At 55.4% G+C, this 16,025-nt stretch carries 11 protein-coding genes and 1 other annotated feature; of the genes, 8 read left to right on the top strand and 3 right to left on the bottom strand.

What is annotated here, in order from left to right; all coding sequences use genetic code 11:
• Window positions 1–141 precede the first annotated feature (141 nt).
• Both aroF and hpf read right to left on the bottom strand, forming a co-directional pair.
• The gene (gene aroF, locus G461_RS0119290; RefSeq protein ID WP_035480739.1) at window positions 142–2,142 is read right to left on the bottom strand and encodes a 3-deoxy-7-phosphoheptulonate synthase; all 2,001 of its coding nucleotides are present in this window, start codon (window positions 2,140–2,142) and stop codon (window positions 142–144) included.
• Between the two features lie 15 nt (window positions 2,143–2,157).
• Window positions 2,158–2,280 (bottom strand) — a sequence feature (Phe leader region).
• A 104-nt stretch (window positions 2,281–2,384) separates the two neighbouring features.
• Window positions 2,385–2,747, bottom strand: a complete 363-nt coding sequence (hpf, locus tag G461_RS0119295; protein WP_026959709.1) for a ribosome hibernation-promoting factor, HPF/YfiA family — start codon at window positions 2,745–2,747, stop codon at window positions 2,385–2,387.
• 290 nt (window positions 2,748–3,037) lie between these two features.
• Between hpf and G461_RS24900 the strand changes: the two genes are divergently transcribed.
• The 6 genes from G461_RS24900 to G461_RS0119325 all read left to right on the top strand — a co-directional run bounded on the left by G461_RS24900 (window position 3,038) and on the right by G461_RS0119325 (window position 12,903).
• Complete coding sequence (locus G461_RS24900; protein WP_084429394.1) at window positions 3,038–5,251, top strand: putative bifunctional diguanylate cyclase/phosphodiesterase; 2,214 nt, start codon at window positions 3,038–3,040, stop codon at window positions 5,249–5,251.
• An 83-nt stretch (window positions 5,252–5,334) separates the two neighbouring features.
• The gene (locus tag G461_RS0119305) at window positions 5,335–7,107 is read left to right on the top strand and encodes an extracellular solute-binding protein (RefSeq protein ID WP_035480740.1); all 1,773 of its coding nucleotides are present in this window, start codon (window positions 5,335–5,337) and stop codon (window positions 7,105–7,107) included.
• A 6-nt stretch (window positions 7,108–7,113) separates the two neighbouring features.
• Window positions 7,114–8,208: a microcin C ABC transporter permease YejB gene (locus tag G461_RS0119310; protein WP_026973067.1), complete on the top strand. Its 1,095-nt coding sequence runs from the start codon at window positions 7,114–7,116 to the stop codon at window positions 8,206–8,208.
• Window positions 8,208–9,266, top strand: a complete 1,059-nt coding sequence (locus G461_RS0119315; RefSeq protein ID WP_026973068.1) for an ABC transporter permease — start codon at window positions 8,208–8,210, stop codon at window positions 9,264–9,266. Before G461_RS0119310 ends, G461_RS0119315 begins: the two co-directional genes overlap by 1 nt.
• 1 nt (window position 9,267) lies before the next feature.
• Entirely contained in the window at window positions 9,268–10,839 is a 1,572-nt protein-coding gene (locus tag G461_RS0119320) for an ABC transporter ATP-binding protein (protein WP_026973069.1), read from the top strand.
• Window positions 10,840–10,977: 138 nt separating this feature from the next.
• Window positions 10,978–12,903 carry a transglycosylase SLT domain-containing protein gene (locus tag G461_RS0119325; RefSeq protein ID WP_026973070.1) on the top strand — a complete coding sequence of 642 codons (1,926 nt, stop codon included), beginning with the start codon at window positions 10,978–10,980 and terminating at the stop codon, window positions 12,901–12,903.
• A 90-nt stretch (window positions 12,904–12,993) separates the two neighbouring features.
• On the opposite strand, the gene pdxH is transcribed toward G461_RS0119325, so the two are convergent.
• Window positions 12,994–13,647, bottom strand: a complete 654-nt coding sequence (gene pdxH / locus G461_RS0119330; RefSeq protein ID WP_026959704.1) for a pyridoxamine 5'-phosphate oxidase — start codon at window positions 13,645–13,647, stop codon at window positions 12,994–12,996.
• A gap of 185 nt (window positions 13,648–13,832) precedes the next feature.
• On the opposite strand from pdxH, the gene G461_RS0119335 reads away from it, so the two are divergent.
• Window positions 13,833–14,855 (top strand): LacI family DNA-binding transcriptional regulator, encoded by a 1,023-nt coding sequence (locus G461_RS0119335; RefSeq protein ID WP_026959703.1) that lies wholly within the window; start codon window positions 13,833–13,835, stop codon window positions 14,853–14,855.
• 327 nt (window positions 14,856–15,182) lie between these two features.
• Window positions 15,183–16,007, top strand: coding sequence for an SDR family oxidoreductase (locus G461_RS0119340; protein WP_026973071.1), 825 nt, complete (start codon window positions 15,183–15,185; stop codon window positions 16,005–16,007).
• The last annotated feature ends 18 nt before the right edge of the window (window positions 16,008–16,025 follow it).

Below are 16,025 nucleotides of genomic sequence, written 5' to 3' on the forward strand. Positions count from 1 at the left end.
AATCCGTCAAAATGCCAAATTAAGCAGATTTATCAGAGGATTAAGTGAGGCAAAGCAAGGCGAGGAGCTGGTTCGGGTAAGTATAGGAGTGGGCAAGGGGGCGCTGAGCCGCCGGCATGGCCGGCGACTCGTTTAGGGTAGTTAGCTGTATAGCTCGCTCAAGGTATGTGAGAACTGCGGGAAGTTAAGCGACTTGGCATTGTCGACCTTGGCTTGCTCTGGGTCCGGATGCAGCCACAGCAGCAGGCCATCGGCCCCGAGCTGTTTGGCGGCCTTGGCCAGTGGTGCAATCTGTTCGCGCCGCTCGATGGCCTCGCCAGGGTTCACTATCACCGGCAGGTGGGTGCGTGAGCGCAGCAGCGGGATGGCACTTAGGTCCAAGGTCGCCTTGCCTTGGCCCTCGAAGGTGCGCACGCCCGATTCGCACAAGATCACCTGTTGGTTGCCCTGCGCCAAGATAAAGTCGGCGGCTTTGAGCCACTCATCCAGCGAGGCAATGTTGTTGCGCTCGAGTACCACCGGACGGGTGGTTTTACCCAGCTCGCGCAGCAGGTTGAAGTTTTGCATATGGCGGGCGCGCACATACAAGATGTCTGCTTTGCTTGCCAACGTGGCGACTTGGTCGAGGTAGCTGACCTCGGTCATCACTGGAACATGGTAGTGCTTGCCGGCTTGACTGAGGTAACCCAGCCCTTCTTCGCCCAAGCCCTGGAAGCTGTAGGGCGAGCTGCGCGGCTTGAAGCACCCGGCTTGCAAGATGGCACCGCCGGACTCTTTAAGCTGCTGGGCACAAGCCATAATTTGGTTTTGGCTCTCCACTGCGCCGGGTCCTGCGATGGTAATAAACTCGCCGTCGCCAATCTGCACATCACCAACTCGAATAACCGTTGAGCTCGGCTTGTGGCTGCGACTAGATAGCGCGCCATCGTCTTGCTCGGTGTTAATCAGGGTGCTTGGCTGTTCGTCTTGCTTGCTGACCAGCGCGGTCAGTGGGATCTGGGTCGGGTCGACATCTTCGCTAGGGTAGCAGCCGAGCACTTTTACGTAGCGGGTGATGCGGCTGAGTTCCGCCAGAGCCGATTGCATCTGATCGGAGCGCACATTGGCTGACACATCGATGTAGAACATCTCTTCCCAAGGGTTGCCCTGTACCGGGCGCGACTCCAGCTTGCTCATGTTGATCTTGTGCTCACGTAGCACCAGCAAGGCTTCCACCAACGAGCCGGGCTGTTGGCTGGTGCTCATAATCAAGGTGGTACGCGCCGGCACCTGATCGGCCACTTCGATGGGCGAGGCCGATACCACAATAAAGCGGGTTTCGTTGCGGGTTTGGTTAGCGATATCAGTTTGCAGGGCTTGCAGGCCATACATCTCGCCACCGGCCGAGCTACCTAGCGCAGCAATATCCGGGTCATCGCTGTTAGCTACAATCTCCATCGCTTTGGAGGAGCTGTCGACAAACTCTACTCGTATGCCCGGCACGGTGCGTAGGTAACGGCTGCACTGCTGATAGGGCTGTGGATGAGCGTAGAGGGTGGTTAGCTGGTCGATGCGGCTACCGGGTTTGGCAAGAATGCCGTGGTCGATGTTGTTCGACAGCTCGCCGACAATCGACAGGCTGGTTTGCTGCAGCACATCGTACACCTCGTTGATACTGCCCGACGAGGTGTTCTCAATCGGCAGGATACCGTAATCGGCTTGGCCGCTTTCCACGCTATCAACAATCTCTTGGAAGCCAACACAGCCCAGTTCCACCACTTGTTTTTGGTAGCGGGAGAAGTAGCGATGGGTAGCGATATTGCTGTAGGAACCCTTGCTGCCCAAAAACGCCACGCGCACTGCGCTTTGCTGTTGGTCGGGGTTGGTCAGTTCTTGTAGAAAGGCTTGCTGGGAGAGCACCGAGTCTTCAATGATGGTGTGGTAGAGCTGGGTCACGTAGTGAGCATCCAGACCCAATTCGCGGCCTTTGTTGACCAGCCTGATCAGCAGCTGCTGCTCACGTTCTTGGTCTCGCACCGCCTTGGGGTTGGCCAGTTTGCTCTTGGCCACTTCCACACTTAGCTGGCGACGCTCGTTGAGTAGCGTCAGCAGGTTTTGGTCGAGCGAGGTTATGCGCTCGCGTATATGTTCTAGTGAAGACATCTTTTCATCCCTACATAATAAAAAACCTCCCGAGTGGGAGGCTTTAATTTGTTGTGTGCTTTCTTTTTTGCACCACCAAGGCCTCCCTAATTAGGTGGAGTAAAAAAGAAAGCAAACAAAAATCGAATCTGAACAGTTTTCATGCGTTTAAAATAAAAAGCTCGGAGAGATAAGTCAAGCGCCCCGGACAAGGGCGCTTGTATTAGGCAGTGTTAAGTGTGTTGTTTAGTTAAATATATGGACTAAGCTACGTGGGTTTCAGCCTCCTGCTCTGGTAGCTCGTGGTTACGAATCTGTTGTTTGCCCGAACGGCTGGGGCGCTTGGCTAAAGGTTTGGATTGGAACTTATGTAGCTGCCGCTCGAGCTTGTGACCCATATTGTTGATGGCTACATAAAGATCTTCGTGTTCGTCACTGGCAAATAACTGGCCGTGAGGCAGATTGATAAGAGCTTCAATTTTCATCGAATTTTTACCTTCGATGATAATCACCTTGGGAGAGATAAGTGGGATTTGATTCTTTTCTAGTTTGCTTAATCGAGCCTCAATTGCAGTTCTCATGGAAGGGGTAATGGCAACGGTTTTACTGGTAATGTCTATAATCATAGGCCTCCCTCATAACGCCAGTGAATCTAGTTCCAGATTACGGTTTTGGCAGATAAATAATGTGATCCAGCTCGCTGGTTATAGCCATTTGTTCTCGTGCTTTAAGCATTTGTGACGCCCTCAGGGAAAACCCTTTCCCGATGCCAAAAAGTTCTTGCATCACTGCCACAGACAAGGCAAATTGGAATGGATAACACAGCGATTGACTATTCACAGGGCAGTGATACGACACCTAAAAGTGATGCAAATAGCAACATTTAGCAGATGCGGGTGTGACAAAAAATTGATGCATGGAAGGCAAAAACAACCTGGCTGAACGCTCCAGCCCCCCGGCTGAGCTACCTGCTAAATCCCTCCTTGAGCTTACCCAAGTGTTGGCAAATGCTGTCAGCGCCGATTTCCTGTGCCTGTTTGCCAAGACCATTGCCCAGATTACCGAGGCCAGCGAAGTGTTGGTTGCGCCACTGCCTTCCCGCGCCAAACCGGCCAAGACCTTGGCTTATTGGACCCACCAGCAGGCGCTCGATGCTCGCCTCAGCCCAGTGACGGGCGAGCTGGCGGGTCTGATTGCGCAGCACGCTAGCCTGCGCATCGACGATTTTGCAACGGCATATCCGGGCTATCGCCTTCCCGCAAGCTTGGCCAGCGAGCCACCACATACCTTTTGCAGCGTGCGCTTAGACAATGAGCACGGCCAGCCCATCGGTTACATCGCGGCCAGCTATTCACAAGGGGCCCCCGAGCAGTTTGCCGGGCTATGTCAGCCTTTTATCGCGCGCTTGTTGGCCGAGTTTGAGCAACACAGCCTGAATCAGGATATGCGCCTGTCGGCCGTGGCCTTTGAAACCAATGAAGGCCTGCTGGTTACCGATACCGAGCTGACCATCGTGCGGGTAAACCAAGCGTTTAATCGCATTACCGGCTATCGCCAAGATGAGGTGCTGGGCCGAAAACTTAGCGAGCTCTTTCCTGGTATCGAGCTGCCAGGGATTGATCGGACCAAACTATGCGGCAAGAACTGTGAGCAGCGCTATCACGCCGAGGTGAAGCGCGAACGTAAAAATGGTCAATCCTACCTGCAGCTGGAAACCCTGACGGCGGTGACCAACAGCGACTCGCAGGTCACCCACTATGTGTTGTGCCTGCAAGATGTTAGCGCCCGCAAAGAAAGCGAGCAGAAGATCCAGCACCTCGCTTACTACGATGAACTGACCGGCCTGCCCAATCGGCGTAAATTGCGCGAAGAGCTAATGCGTTGCTTTGAGCTGGCGCGCGAGCAAGATAGCGTGGGCGCTCTGCTGTTTATCGATTTGGACCATTTCAAGAACATCAATGACTCGCTGGGCCATGCTGCGGGTGATTGGTTGTTGCAACAGGTATCGAGCCGCTTGCAGAACCTGATTCGTCAGGGGGATGTGCTGGCGCGCCTCGGCGGTGACGAGTTTGTGTTGTTGCTGGGTGAGCTGGGGCACAGCCCTCCGCAGGCCGAGCAGCAAGCCAACATGGTGGCCAAGCGCCTGATTAAAACTGTATCGCGCCCCTATTCGCTGGATGGCCAAGAGCTGCACATCGGTGCCAGCGTCGGAATTACCCTGTATCCCGGTAAACAGCAACAAGCCGACGACCTGCTCAAGCAAGCCGATACCGCCATGTATCAGGCCAAATCAGCCGGGCGGCGCACCGCGGTGTTCTTTGAGCAAGGCATGCAGCGGCGCGCCGATAAGCGCCTCAAGCTGCACAATGCCCTGCGTAGCGCCTTGGTGAACGATGAGTTTTTGTTGTACTTCCAGCCCCAGCATATGGTCTCCAATGGCGAGCTAGTCGGGGCCGAGGCCTTGGTGCGCTGGCAGCGCGAGGGCCAAGGCTTGGTATCGCCCACCGAGTTTATTCCGGTTGCCGAGGAATCAGACCTGATTATCGACATCGGCATGTGGGTGCTGGAGCAAAGCTGTAAGTCCATCGAGACGTGGCGCGAGCTAGACCTTGAGCTGCCCGAGCTGTCGGTTAATATCAGCGCCAAGCAATTCCACCATCCAGATTTTGTTGATCGCTTAGAGGAGCTGCTGTGGCGCTACAAGGTCGACACCTCGATGCTCAATCTGGAGATCACCGAGGCGGTGATCCATGGCCACGCTGAAGATACCATTCAAAAGATGGAGCAGCTCAAGGCCTTAGGGTTACGTTTCTCCATCGACGATTTTGGCGCCGGTTACTCTTCGCTTAGCTACCTAAAACGTCTGCCGGTGGACGAGCTTAAGATCGACCGCTCGTTTATTCGCGATATCCCACGGGATCGCCGCGATATGGCGATCGTTGAAGCGGTGTTGGCGATGGCCCGTCATCTAGGTTTTACCGTCACCGCCGAAGGGGTAGAGACTCCCCAGCAGCTGGCATTCCTCAAGCAGCAAGGCTGCACCTTCTATCAAGGCTACCTCTCCAGCAAGGCAATCCCCGCCGACGCCATGGAGCGATACATCCGCCGTTTTCAGCGTAAATTTGCCTAAGCCCCTTATTTTTAAGGGCCTGCTCAGGTATAACTAAGTCCACAACCGGATACTTTGCATCTTATCAGGAGGATTGGCTGACTATGCTGCGGCTTTTCGTTTGGTGCTTCAGCGTGCTGCTTGGGGTGGCGCACGCTCAGGACTTTACTCGTTCTCACGCCCTTATTATGCATGGTGAACCGGCGCTGGCAGCCGATTTTGCCCACTTCGATTACGTCAATCCCGAGGCGCCTAAGCAAGGAATGGTTACCTTCGATGCCACCGGTACCTATGACACCTTTAACCCTTTTATTGTTAAAGGTAACTCGGTGGCAGGCATCGGCCGGATCTACGATACGCTGCTAACCTCCAACCCTGATGAAGCCTTTACTCAATATGGCCTGCTGGCTGAGACCATTGACTTGGCCGAGGACTACACCTGGGTGCGCTTTAACCTGCGCCCTGAGGCGCGCTTCCATGATGGCCACCCCCTGCGCGCCGAAGATGTGGTGTTTACCTTCAACACCTTGATTGAAGAGGGCGCGCCGTTTTATCGCGCTTACTACGGCAACGTAGTGAAGGTGGAAGCCGAAAGCGAACTGGCGGTGCGCTTTACCTTCAAAGACGGCAGTAACCGAGAACTGCCGCTGATCTTGGGTCAACTGCCAGTATTGCCCAAGCACTATTGGGCAGACAAAGAGTTTAACAAAGCCGATCTAACCCGCCCCTTGGGCTCAGGGCCTTATCAGATAGACAGCTTCGATGCTGGGCGCAGTATCCGCTATGCCTTGGTCAAAGACTACTGGGGCAAGGATCTGGCGGTTAATGTGGGGCGCAACAACTTCGCCCAGATTAACTACGAATACTACCGAGATTCTTCCGTTGCGTTGGAAGCCTTCAAGGCCGGGCGTATCGATTACCGATTAGAGACCAGCGCCAAAGATTGGGCCACTGCCTACACCGGCCCGCAGTTTGACAGCGGTGAAGCACTCACGGTCAGTCTAGAGAATCATAACCCGCAAGGGATGCAATCCTTCGCCTTTAACACCCGCCGCGACAAGTTCAGCGATATTCGGGTGCGTCAGGCGCTGGGGCTGATGTTCGACTTTGAATGGACCAACCAACAGCTTTTCTATGGCGCCTATAGCCGTAGCGAAAGCTTTTTTGCTGCCTCCGAGCTGGCCGCCACTGGCCTGCCCAGTGAGGGTGAGCTGGCGCTTTTAAAACCATTTAAGGCGCAACTACCGGAAGCGCTGTTTACCCAGCCCTTCCGACTGGACAAGACCGGCGGCGATGGCAACCTGCGCCCGCAGATGCGCCAAGCCTTGGCGCTGCTAAAAGAAGCGGGCTGGAGCCTGCAGCAGGGCAAGTTGGTGGACGACAAGGGTGAGCAGTTTAAGATTGAGTTCTTGCTGTTCCAGAAAAACTTCGAGCGCATCGTACTGCCTTACACCCGCAACCTGCAGCGTATCGGCATTGCCAGTGAAGTGCGGTTGGTGGATGTATCGCAGTACATCAACCGGGTGCAGAGCTTTGACTTCGATATGATGGTCGCGAGCTTCCCGCAGTCTTCCTCGCCAGGCAACGAGCAGCGCGAGTTTTGGGGCTCCAAAGCGGCCGACCAAGTCGGCTCACGTAACGTGATTGGGATTAAGAGCGAGGTGATCGACAGCTTGGTTGAGACCCTGATCCACGCCCCGGATCGCCAAGCGCTGATCGACGCCAGCCGTGCCCTGGACCGGGTGTTGCTGTGGTCCTACTACGTGGTCCCGCAATGGCACTTAAGCGCCTGGCGGGTGGCCCACTGGAACAAGCTGCAGCGCCCCGAGCGCAATCCGCAATACGATATTGGCCTTGATTCATGGTGGGTTGAATAAGCCTTTATGACCGCTTATATCATTCGACGTTTGCTGTTGATGATCCCCACCTTGCTGGGGATCATGACGCTGAATTTTGTGATCATTCAGTCGGCCCCGGGTGGGCCGGTTGAGCAAGCCATTGCCAAGCTACAAGGGCTGGATACCTCGGCAACCCGCCGGGTCGATGCCGGGGTGGATGGCGAGCTACTCTCCACCACCATTAGCAGCGGTAGCCAGAGCCAGTATCGCGGCGCACAAGGTATGCCGCCGGAGCTGATCGCCGAGCTCGAGGAGCTGTATGGCTTTGATAAGCCAATGCTCGAGCGCTACGTGGACATGCTGTGGAATTACCTGCGCTTTGACTTTGGTGATAGCTTCTACCGCGACTCCAGTGTGATTGAGCTGATCATAGAGAAGATGCCGGTCTCGATATCACTGGGTTTATGGACCACGCTGCTGGTCTATGGCATATCGATACCCTTGGGGATCCGCAAGGCGGTCAGCCACGGCTCACGCTTCGATATCTGGAGCTCGACGGTGGTCACCATTGGCTTTGCCATCCCCAACTTCCTGTTCGCGATTATGCTGATAGTGGTGTTTGCCGGTGGCTCCTACCTAAGTTGGTTCCCGCTACGCGGCTTGACCTCGCCGGATTGGGAAACCCTTAGCGCCGGACAGAAGGTGCTCGATTACTTCTGGCACTTAGCGCTGCCGGTGACCGCTATGGTGATCTCAAGCTTCGCCACACTAACCATGCTCACCAAGAACTCCTTCCTTGATGAGATCAACAAGCAATACGTGCTGACCGCACGCGCCAAGGGCCTGACCGAGAACCGGGTGCTCTATGGCCACGTGTTCCGCAATGCCATGCTGCTGGTGATCTCCGGCCTGCCAGCGACCTTGGTCAGTATCTTCCTGACCGGCTCGTTTATGATTGAGGTGATCTTCTCCCTCGATGGTCTGGGGCTACTCGGCTTTGAGTCGGTGGTTAACCGTGACTATCCGGTGGTGTTTGGCACCTTGTATATCTCGACGCTGATTGGTTTGGTGCTCAAGCTAGTGAGCGATATCACCTATACCCTGATCGACCCTCGTATCGATTTTGAGAGGAGGGGCTAATGGGATTAGTTACCCAATGGCAGCGTATTAAAGCCAGCCCAATCAACCAACGCCGTTGGTCGCAGTTTCGTGCCAACAAGCGCGGCTACTGGAGCCTGTGGCTGTTTCTGGCGCTGTTTCTGCTCTCGCTGGTCGCCGAGCTAATTGCCAACGACGAACCGCTGCTGATTCACTATCAAGACCGCTGGATGAGCCCGCTTATGAACGCCTACAGTGAGCTGGACTTCGGTGGGGATTTTGATATTCCGGCAGACTATCGCGATCCTTATATCGTCGATCTTATCGAAGCCGAAGGCCGGCTGTACTGGGCGCCGGTGCGCTTTTCCTACGATACCATTAACTTCGATCTGACCGAGCCCGCGCCATCGCCGCCGACCTCGGTAAACTGGCTCGGCACAGATGACCAAGGGCGCGATGTGTTCGCCCGCCTGATCTACGGATTCCGCATCTCGGTGCTGTTTGCGCTGGTACTGGCTACGTCCTCGTCGGTGATCGGTGTGGCGGCAGGGGCGATGCAGGGCTATTTTGGTGGCCGTATCGACCTGCTCGGGCAGCGCTTTATCGAAGTGTGGTCGGGCATGCCGCAGATGTTCTTGCTGATTATCCTCTCCAGCTTGGTGCAGCCAAACTTTTGGTGGCTGCTCGGCATCTTACTGCTGTTTAGCTGGATGGCGCTGGTGGATGTGGTGCGGGCCGAGTTTTTGCGTGGCCGCAACCTTGAGTACGTCAAAGCGGCGCGCGCGTTGGGCCTGGGCGATGTGGCGATTATGGCGCGCCATATTCTGCCGAATGCGATGATTGCCACCGTGACCTTCCTGCCATTTATCTTTATTGGCGGGCTGACTGCACTGACTGCACTGACTGCGCTGGATTATCTTGGCTTTGGTTTGCCGCCGGGCTCGCCGTCGCTGGGCGAGATGGTGGCGCAGGGCAAAAATAACCTGCAGGCACCTTGGCTCGGCCTGACCGCCTTTTTCTCCATGTCCGGGATCTTGGTTTTGCTGGTGTTTATCGGCGAAGCGGCCCGCGATGCCTTCGACCCTCGTAAGCGGATGTAGTATGAGCGCCTTATTAGAAATTAACGACTTACGGGTTCGCTTCGGCGACGGTGATGAGGTAGTCAAAGGGGTTAACCTGGCACTAAACAGCGGCGAGGTGTTGGCGCTGGTGGGCGAGAGTGGCTCGGGTAAGTCGGTCACCGCCTTATCGGTGCTTTCGCTACTGGAGCATTCGGCCAAGGTTGAGGGCGATATCCGCCTCGATGGCGAGGCCATCCTTAATCAGCCCAAAGAGATCATGCGCGCACTGCGCGGCGACAAAGTGGCGATGGTATTCCAAGAACCGCTGACTTCGCTCAATCCTCTGCATTCCGTAGAAAAACAGATCGCCGAGATCTTGTTTATCCACCGCGGCTTAGCCCGCAAACAGGCGCGCGAGCGGGTATTGGAACTTTTGGAGCTGGTGGGCATTCCCGAGCCAGAGAAGCGGCTGGGCGCTTATCCCCATGAGCTAAGCGGCGGACAGCGTCAGCGGGTAATGATTGCCATGGCGCTGGCCAATGAGCCGAAGCTATTGATTGCCGATGAGCCAACTACCGCCTTGGATGTGACTATTCAGCGGCAGATCCTCGACTTGCTGCGCGAGCTGCAGCAGCGTCTGGATATGGCAATGTTGTTGATTACCCACGATTTGAATGTGGTGCGCCACTATGCCGACCGGGTGGCGGTGATGCGTCATGGCGAGTTGCTAGAGGAACAGACCTGCCAACAGCTGTTTGCCAACCCACAACACCCCTACACCCAAGAGTTGCTGGACGCCGAGCCGAAACGCGGCGAACTGCCGGATATGCAGCCGCAAACCATCCTGACCGCCGATGACGTCAAGGTGTGGTTCCCGATTAAGCAGGGCATCTTGCAGCGCACCGTTGACCATATCAAAGCGGTCGATGGGGTTAGCCTCAGCCTCAATCAGGGCGAGACGCTAGGAATTGTTGGTGAGAGTGGTTCGGGCAAGAGCACGCTGGCACAAGCGCTGCTGCGCTTGCTCGACAGCGAAGGCGAGATCCATTTCGAAGAACAGCCGCTTCATAGCTACAACAGCAATCAGATGCGGCGGATGCGCCAGCAGCTGCAGATCGTCTTCCAAGACCCTTTCTCATCGCTCAGCCCGCGGATGTCGGTGTTTGAGATTATCGCCGAAGGCCTGCGCCTGCACAGTGAGTTAAGCGAGAACGAGTTGGTCGAGCGGGTCAACCAAGCACTGGTCGATGTGGGTCTTAGCGCCGATCTGTCCCACCGTTATCCCCATGAGTTCTCCGGTGGTCAGCGCCAGCGGATCTCCTTGGCCCGTGCATTGGTGCTCAAGCCCAAGTTACTGGTGCTGGATGAGCCTACCTCGGCACTGGACCGCTCGGTACAGAGCCAACTGCTCGAGCTGCTGCTTGAGCTGCAGCAAAAATACAACCTCAGCTACCTGTTTATCTCCCACGACTTATCGGTGGTTCGCGCCCTTAGCCACCGGGTGATGGTGATGCAGCACGGCGTGGTAGTGGAGCAGGGCGACACCGAACAGCTGTTTGCTGCGCCACAACAAGAATACACTCGCAGATTGCTACAGGCTGCACTAATCTAAGCCGAGGGCCTGCTTGTTATTAGGGTTCATATTTAATGAATCCGAATTAACAACAGACCCTTGTGGTTGGTTGGTGCTTACTGCTAGCCTAGCCATTCTCTTTCAAGCCAAGTGACTAGCGATTCCGGGAGTGTTCTAGTGAAAGGCTTTATTCGTGCGGGGATAGCGTCGCTGCTGCTGACGCTAAGCATTCAACCTCTGCAAGCATTTACCGAGCAGCAAATCGAGTATCAACAGGTCCGAGACTGGCAGCGCAACGGCAAGTGGAAACAGGCCGATAAGGCGCTGTCTGAGCTTGAGGACTACGTGCTCTACCCCTACCTCAAGTACTACCAGCTTAAGGGCAATCTCACCCGGGTAAAACGCCAAGAGGTTGAGTCCTTCTTGCAGGCATACCCCAACTATTATCTCAGTGACGCGCTAGAGCGGCGCTTTTTGCTAGAGCTTGCCCGGCGTAAAGACTGGGCCGGTTTTCTGGCTTTCTATCCGCGCCAGCCTGCCAGTACCGACCTCCGCTGCCATCACTTTGTTGCCCACTACCAACAAGGCAACTTGGAGCAAGCGTGGCAAGGCGCTGAGCAGATGTGGCTCTATGGCAAATCACGCCCTAAGGCCTGTGACCCACTGTTCGAAGCCTGGAAGAAGGCTGGCAAGCTGACCCATCAGCTGCGCTGGGAGCGGATGCTGCTGGCCTTCGATGCGCGCAAGCCGAGCTTGATGAACTATCTGGCAAGGCCTTTTGATGGCAGCTTAGCGGCTGATGCCAAGCTGCTTGAGCAGGCTTACAAGCAGCCTAATGGTTTGCTCGAGTCTTCCAAGCTCACCATGAGCAAGGCGCGCCACCAGCAGATCGCCAGCCTGGCCATCAAGCGCTTGGCACGCAGCGATGTGGAGCAGGCGATTGCTCACTGGCAGCGCTTCGATGCGCAGATCCAACAGCAGCCACCGCTTTATCAAGTCTCGACCCGCTATTTAGTGCAGCGGGTCATCGGTAAAAAAGCTGAGCCGCTGATGCCTTGGGCTGACAAGCAGTTGGCATGGCTGGAAGACAGCGACAGCATCGAGCGAAGGCTGCGCTTGGCGGTGACCCAGCAGCAATGGAGTGAAGTGCTGCGCTGGACCGCGCGTCTGCCGGATGAGGTGAAGAAGAAAGATCGCTGGCTCTACTGGGAGGCGCGCAGCTATGCCGAACAAGGGCAGATGCCGCTGGCACGGCGGATCTGGCAGCAGCTGGCCAATGAGCGTAGCTACTATGGCTTTATGGCAGCCCAGCAGCTGGACTTAGCACCTAACCTGCGTGAACAACGCCACGAGGTGAGCCCGCTTCGTTTGCAGCAACTGAGTGAACATCCGCCAGTGCAGCGGGTGTCCGAGCTGTATAGCCTTAGCCAGATCGTCTCGGCGCGCAGCGAGTGGATGAGCTTGATGCGCAGTGTACCGCCCTCGGTGATGCTCGATTATGGGCGAGTGGCCGAAGACAAGGGCTGGCACGATCTCAGTGTGCAATCGGCGATAGTCGGCAAGCAGTGGGACCAGCTCGAGCTGCGTTTTCCACTGAGCTACAGCGATGAGTTCCGCCGCTTTGCCGACATGCGCAAGGTCGACCATAGCCTGCTTATCGCGGTGGCGCGCCAAGAAAGCGCGCTCTACCCGCGTGCGGTAAGCTCGGCCGGGGCGCGTGGACTCATGCAGCTCATGCCTGCCACCGCCCAAGAGACCGCCAAAAAGATTGGCTTCCGCTACGCCTCGCGCAGCCAGCTATATACCCCAGAGGACAATATTCGCCTCGGGAGTGCCTACCTGCAGCAGCTACTCAAACGCTATCAAGGCAACCGGATATTGGCAACGGCCGCCTACAATGCGGGGCCGCACCGGGTGTCGCGTTGGTTGGATGAGCGCGGCGATGTGCCGGCCGATGTGTGGGTGGAGAGCATTCCCTTCCGCGAGACCCGCTTCTACGTGCAGAACGTGCTGGCCTATCAGGTGATCTACCAACATCGCTTGAAGCAGCGGCCGACTCAGGTGCTGCTAGATAGCGAGTTAAAGTATGCCTATGGCGGCTAGTGAACCGTTACTTTGAACACAAAAAAGCGAGCAGGTTGCTCGCTTTTTTAATCACTGTTTGTTTTGCATGTAGTGAGTCATTTGGAACGACTACGGGCTAAGTCTATCCGCCATCCACCCTTTAGCATCGAAGCTGTAGCGGAAGCGGTCGTGTAGGCGGTCAGCCTTGCCCTGCCAGAACTCGATATTGTCGGGGATCACGCGATAGCCGCCCCAGAACGAGGGCAGAGGCACCTCTTTGTTCTCAAACTCTTTGGTGTATTGCACCACCTGACGCTCCAGCGATTCGCGATCGGCGATCACCTGGCTTTGGTGGCTGGCCCAGGCGCCGATCTGGCTACCGCGGCCGCGGCTGTGGAAGTATTCCTTCGACTCTTGATGCGACACCCGCTCAACCCGGCCCTCAATGCGCACCTGACGCTGCAGGATATTCCAGTGGAAGGTTAGACAGGCCAATGGGTGGGCCTCCAACTCTTCGGCCTTACGGCTGCCGTAGTTGGTGTAGAACACAAAGCCGCGTTCATCAAAGCCTTTTAGCAGCACCATTCGGGCAGAAGGGCGCCCGTCTGGGCCAACCGTGGCCACATTCATGGATTCAGGCAACACAATGCCTGAGCGTTTGGCATCTTCAAACCACTGGCCGAACAGGGCGTACGGGTCTTCATTACCGGTGGGTTCCGGCATATCTAACAGTACCCCTTGACCAAGGGTGAAGGCACAACGAATTTTGCTTAATAAAGACATAACGATGGAGTTCAACAAATACCAAAAATTTGACTTAGTCTAGTTGCATGGACTAGCTAAGTGCTTGGAAGTTCTTTACAGTTTACACTCAGTTAAACGATCAGACTATGCTGATTTCTATACCCTTGGTATCATGTCGCATCGTTTTTTATAGAGAAATATCATGGGCATCGAGGGAGTACTCTGTGGCAACCATTAAAGACGTTTCGCAACTAGCTAACGTGTCTATCTCTACTGTTTCACGTGTTATCAACAATACCGCTCAGGTTGCTCCTGAGAAAAAGGAAGCGGTATTGCGCGCCATGGAAGAGCTGCACTACCGTCCTAACAGCTTTGCCCAAGCCCTGGTCAGCAAGCGCTCCGATTGTATCGGTCTGGTTGTGGGTGATTTGGGTGGCGGCCCCTTCTTCGTGCAGATGATGAAAGGCATTGAAGATGTGGTGGCTGAGTCTGGCAAGTACGTTATCGTGATGTCAGGTCGACACGACGCCGACAAAGAGCGCCATGCCATCGAGATTCTGCTGCAACGTCAGTGTGATGCGGTGATTGTGCACTCTATGGCCTTAAGTGACGAAGAGCTGCAGGAGATTGCCGACTGCGACACTCCATTTATCTTTATCAACCGCTTGGTGCCAGGCTTTGAGGACCGCTGTATTCACCTGAACAACAACGAGGGCTGCTACAAAGCGACTCAGTTCCTGATTGAGAAGGGCCACCGCGATATCGCGTTTGTGACCACCGATGACTTGGCCTTTAGCGATGGTACCCATCGTTACAACGGCTATGTGCAGGCGCTGGAAGATGCCGGGATCTCACTCAATGAACAGTTGGTGGTTCGCGCCTTCCCTGATGAGATGGGTGGCAGCCGAGCGGTTGAGATGCTACTTGAGCGCGATACGCCGTTTACCGCAGTGGTTGGCTACAACGACTCGATGGTGGCGGGGGCGCTTTCGGCGCTGCGTGACCGTGGCTACAACATTCCGCAGCAAATCTCAGTGGTTGGCTTCGACGATAACCACTATGCACGCTTCGTACACCCGAAACTGACCACCGTACGCTACCCCATCGAAGACATGGGCAAGCGCGCCGCGCAGCTGGCATTGGATATCCTCGACACCAAGGATAAAGAAGGTCAAATGCCAAATATCATGGACTTAGAGTTCCATCCACAGCTGATCGTGCGCGACTCCGCAGTCACCAAAGCTTGATATTTATCATCTAATTAATAAAAGGCATGTTCTGCCTTTTATTTTCCTCTTGCTTTGAAAACCTTTTCTGGTATCGTTTTCAACACAAATGCATCATATTAGCCGCATTTGTTGTCGATGAAGCCTCGGCTTTATCGCTACTTTCCCGCTGTTTGGAAACGCGTTACCGACTCAGCGAAAGCTGTTTGCGTTTCTATAACATTTATCACGACCTAAATTTATTTAGGTCGTTTTTTTTGCCTGTCACTTTATCCTCAACAGCGCCTCTATCTCTCTGTTATAGTTCTATGCTTGCGCGCCACATAGGCCGATTCAGGGAGTGTAAGGATGTCCATTAACCGTATCAGCATTGTTGGGCTTGGCTGGCTGGGCATGCCTTTGGCTAGCCGCTTAATCGAGCTTGGCTACCAGGTGGTGGGCAGCAAACGCGCCGCCGCCGAGGTCGAGCAGGCCCGTTCGCTGGGGATAGACGCCTATCCGCTGGAGCTGGCTCCTCACATTATTGGCGACACACCTGCCGAGCTGTTCGACGCCGACTTGCTGATTATTAATATTCCCCCCGGGCGCAAACAGCACAGCGCTGAGTATCATCAAGCGCAGATAAACGCGCTGCTGGATGCAGCCAAACAGGCTGGTGTAGCCAAGTTACTGTTTATCTCCTCCACATCGGTGTATGGCCCGCAGCAGGGCAAGGTGACCGAGCAAACCCCCGAGCAGCCTGAGGAGGGCTCAGGCACCACCTTGTTACATATCGAGCAGCAACTGTTGCCGAATGGGCCTTGGCAAGCTAGTTGTCTGCGCTTTGGCGGCTTGGTGGGTGGCGAGCGCAAGCCCGGACGCTTTCTTTCTGGCAAGACCCTTTCTGGTGCTAACAGTCCGGTCAACCTTATCCATCGCGATGACTGTATCGGGGTGATTAGCGCGCTGATCAAGCGTGATATCTGGGGGGAGACCTTTAACGTATGCGCCGACGGCCATCCTTCTCGTCAGCAGTTTTACACCCGTGCCGCTGAGTGCCTGGCGCTGCCACCGCCACAGTTTAATGACCAGCCAGGGAGCAACAAATGGGTGGATAACGCCCTTATCAAGCAAACCCTGGACTACCAGTTTGTATTCCCCGACCCGATGCAGTGGCTCAGTGCCACTAAGTAACAGCTGTTTTAGAGGTAA

The organism is Aliagarivorans marinus DSM 23064, assembly GCF_000429485.1.
GTDB lineage: Bacteria > Pseudomonadota > Gammaproteobacteria > Enterobacterales > Celerinatantimonadaceae > Aliagarivorans > Aliagarivorans marinus.

Excerpts from the sequence above, each read along its gene's own strand:
- aroF (WP_035480739.1), bottom strand. The coding sequence starts at position 2,142 with ATGTCTTCACTAGAACATATACGCGAGCGCATAACCTCGCTCGACCAA.
- hpf (WP_026959709.1), bottom strand. The coding sequence starts at position 2,747 with ATGATTATAGACATTACCAGTAAAACCGTTGCCATTACCCCTTCCATG.
- G461_RS24900 (WP_084429394.1), top strand. The coding sequence starts at position 3,038 with ATGGAAGGCAAAAACAACCTGGCTGAACGCTCCAGCCCCCCGGCTGAG.
- G461_RS0119305 (WP_035480740.1), top strand. The coding sequence starts at position 5,335 with ATGCTGCGGCTTTTCGTTTGGTGCTTCAGCGTGCTGCTTGGGGTGGCG.
- G461_RS0119310 (WP_026973067.1), top strand. The coding sequence starts at position 7,114 with ATGACCGCTTATATCATTCGACGTTTGCTGTTGATGATCCCCACCTTG.
- G461_RS0119315 (WP_026973068.1), top strand. The coding sequence starts at position 8,208 with ATGGGATTAGTTACCCAATGGCAGCGTATTAAAGCCAGCCCAATCAAC.
- G461_RS0119320 (WP_026973069.1), top strand. The coding sequence starts at position 9,268 with ATGAGCGCCTTATTAGAAATTAACGACTTACGGGTTCGCTTCGGCGAC.
- pdxH (WP_026959704.1), bottom strand. The coding sequence starts at position 13,647 with ATGTCTTTATTAAGCAAAATTCGTTGTGCCTTCACCCTTGGTCAAGGG.
- G461_RS0119340 (WP_026973071.1), top strand. The coding sequence starts at position 15,183 with ATGTCCATTAACCGTATCAGCATTGTTGGGCTTGGCTGGCTGGGCATG.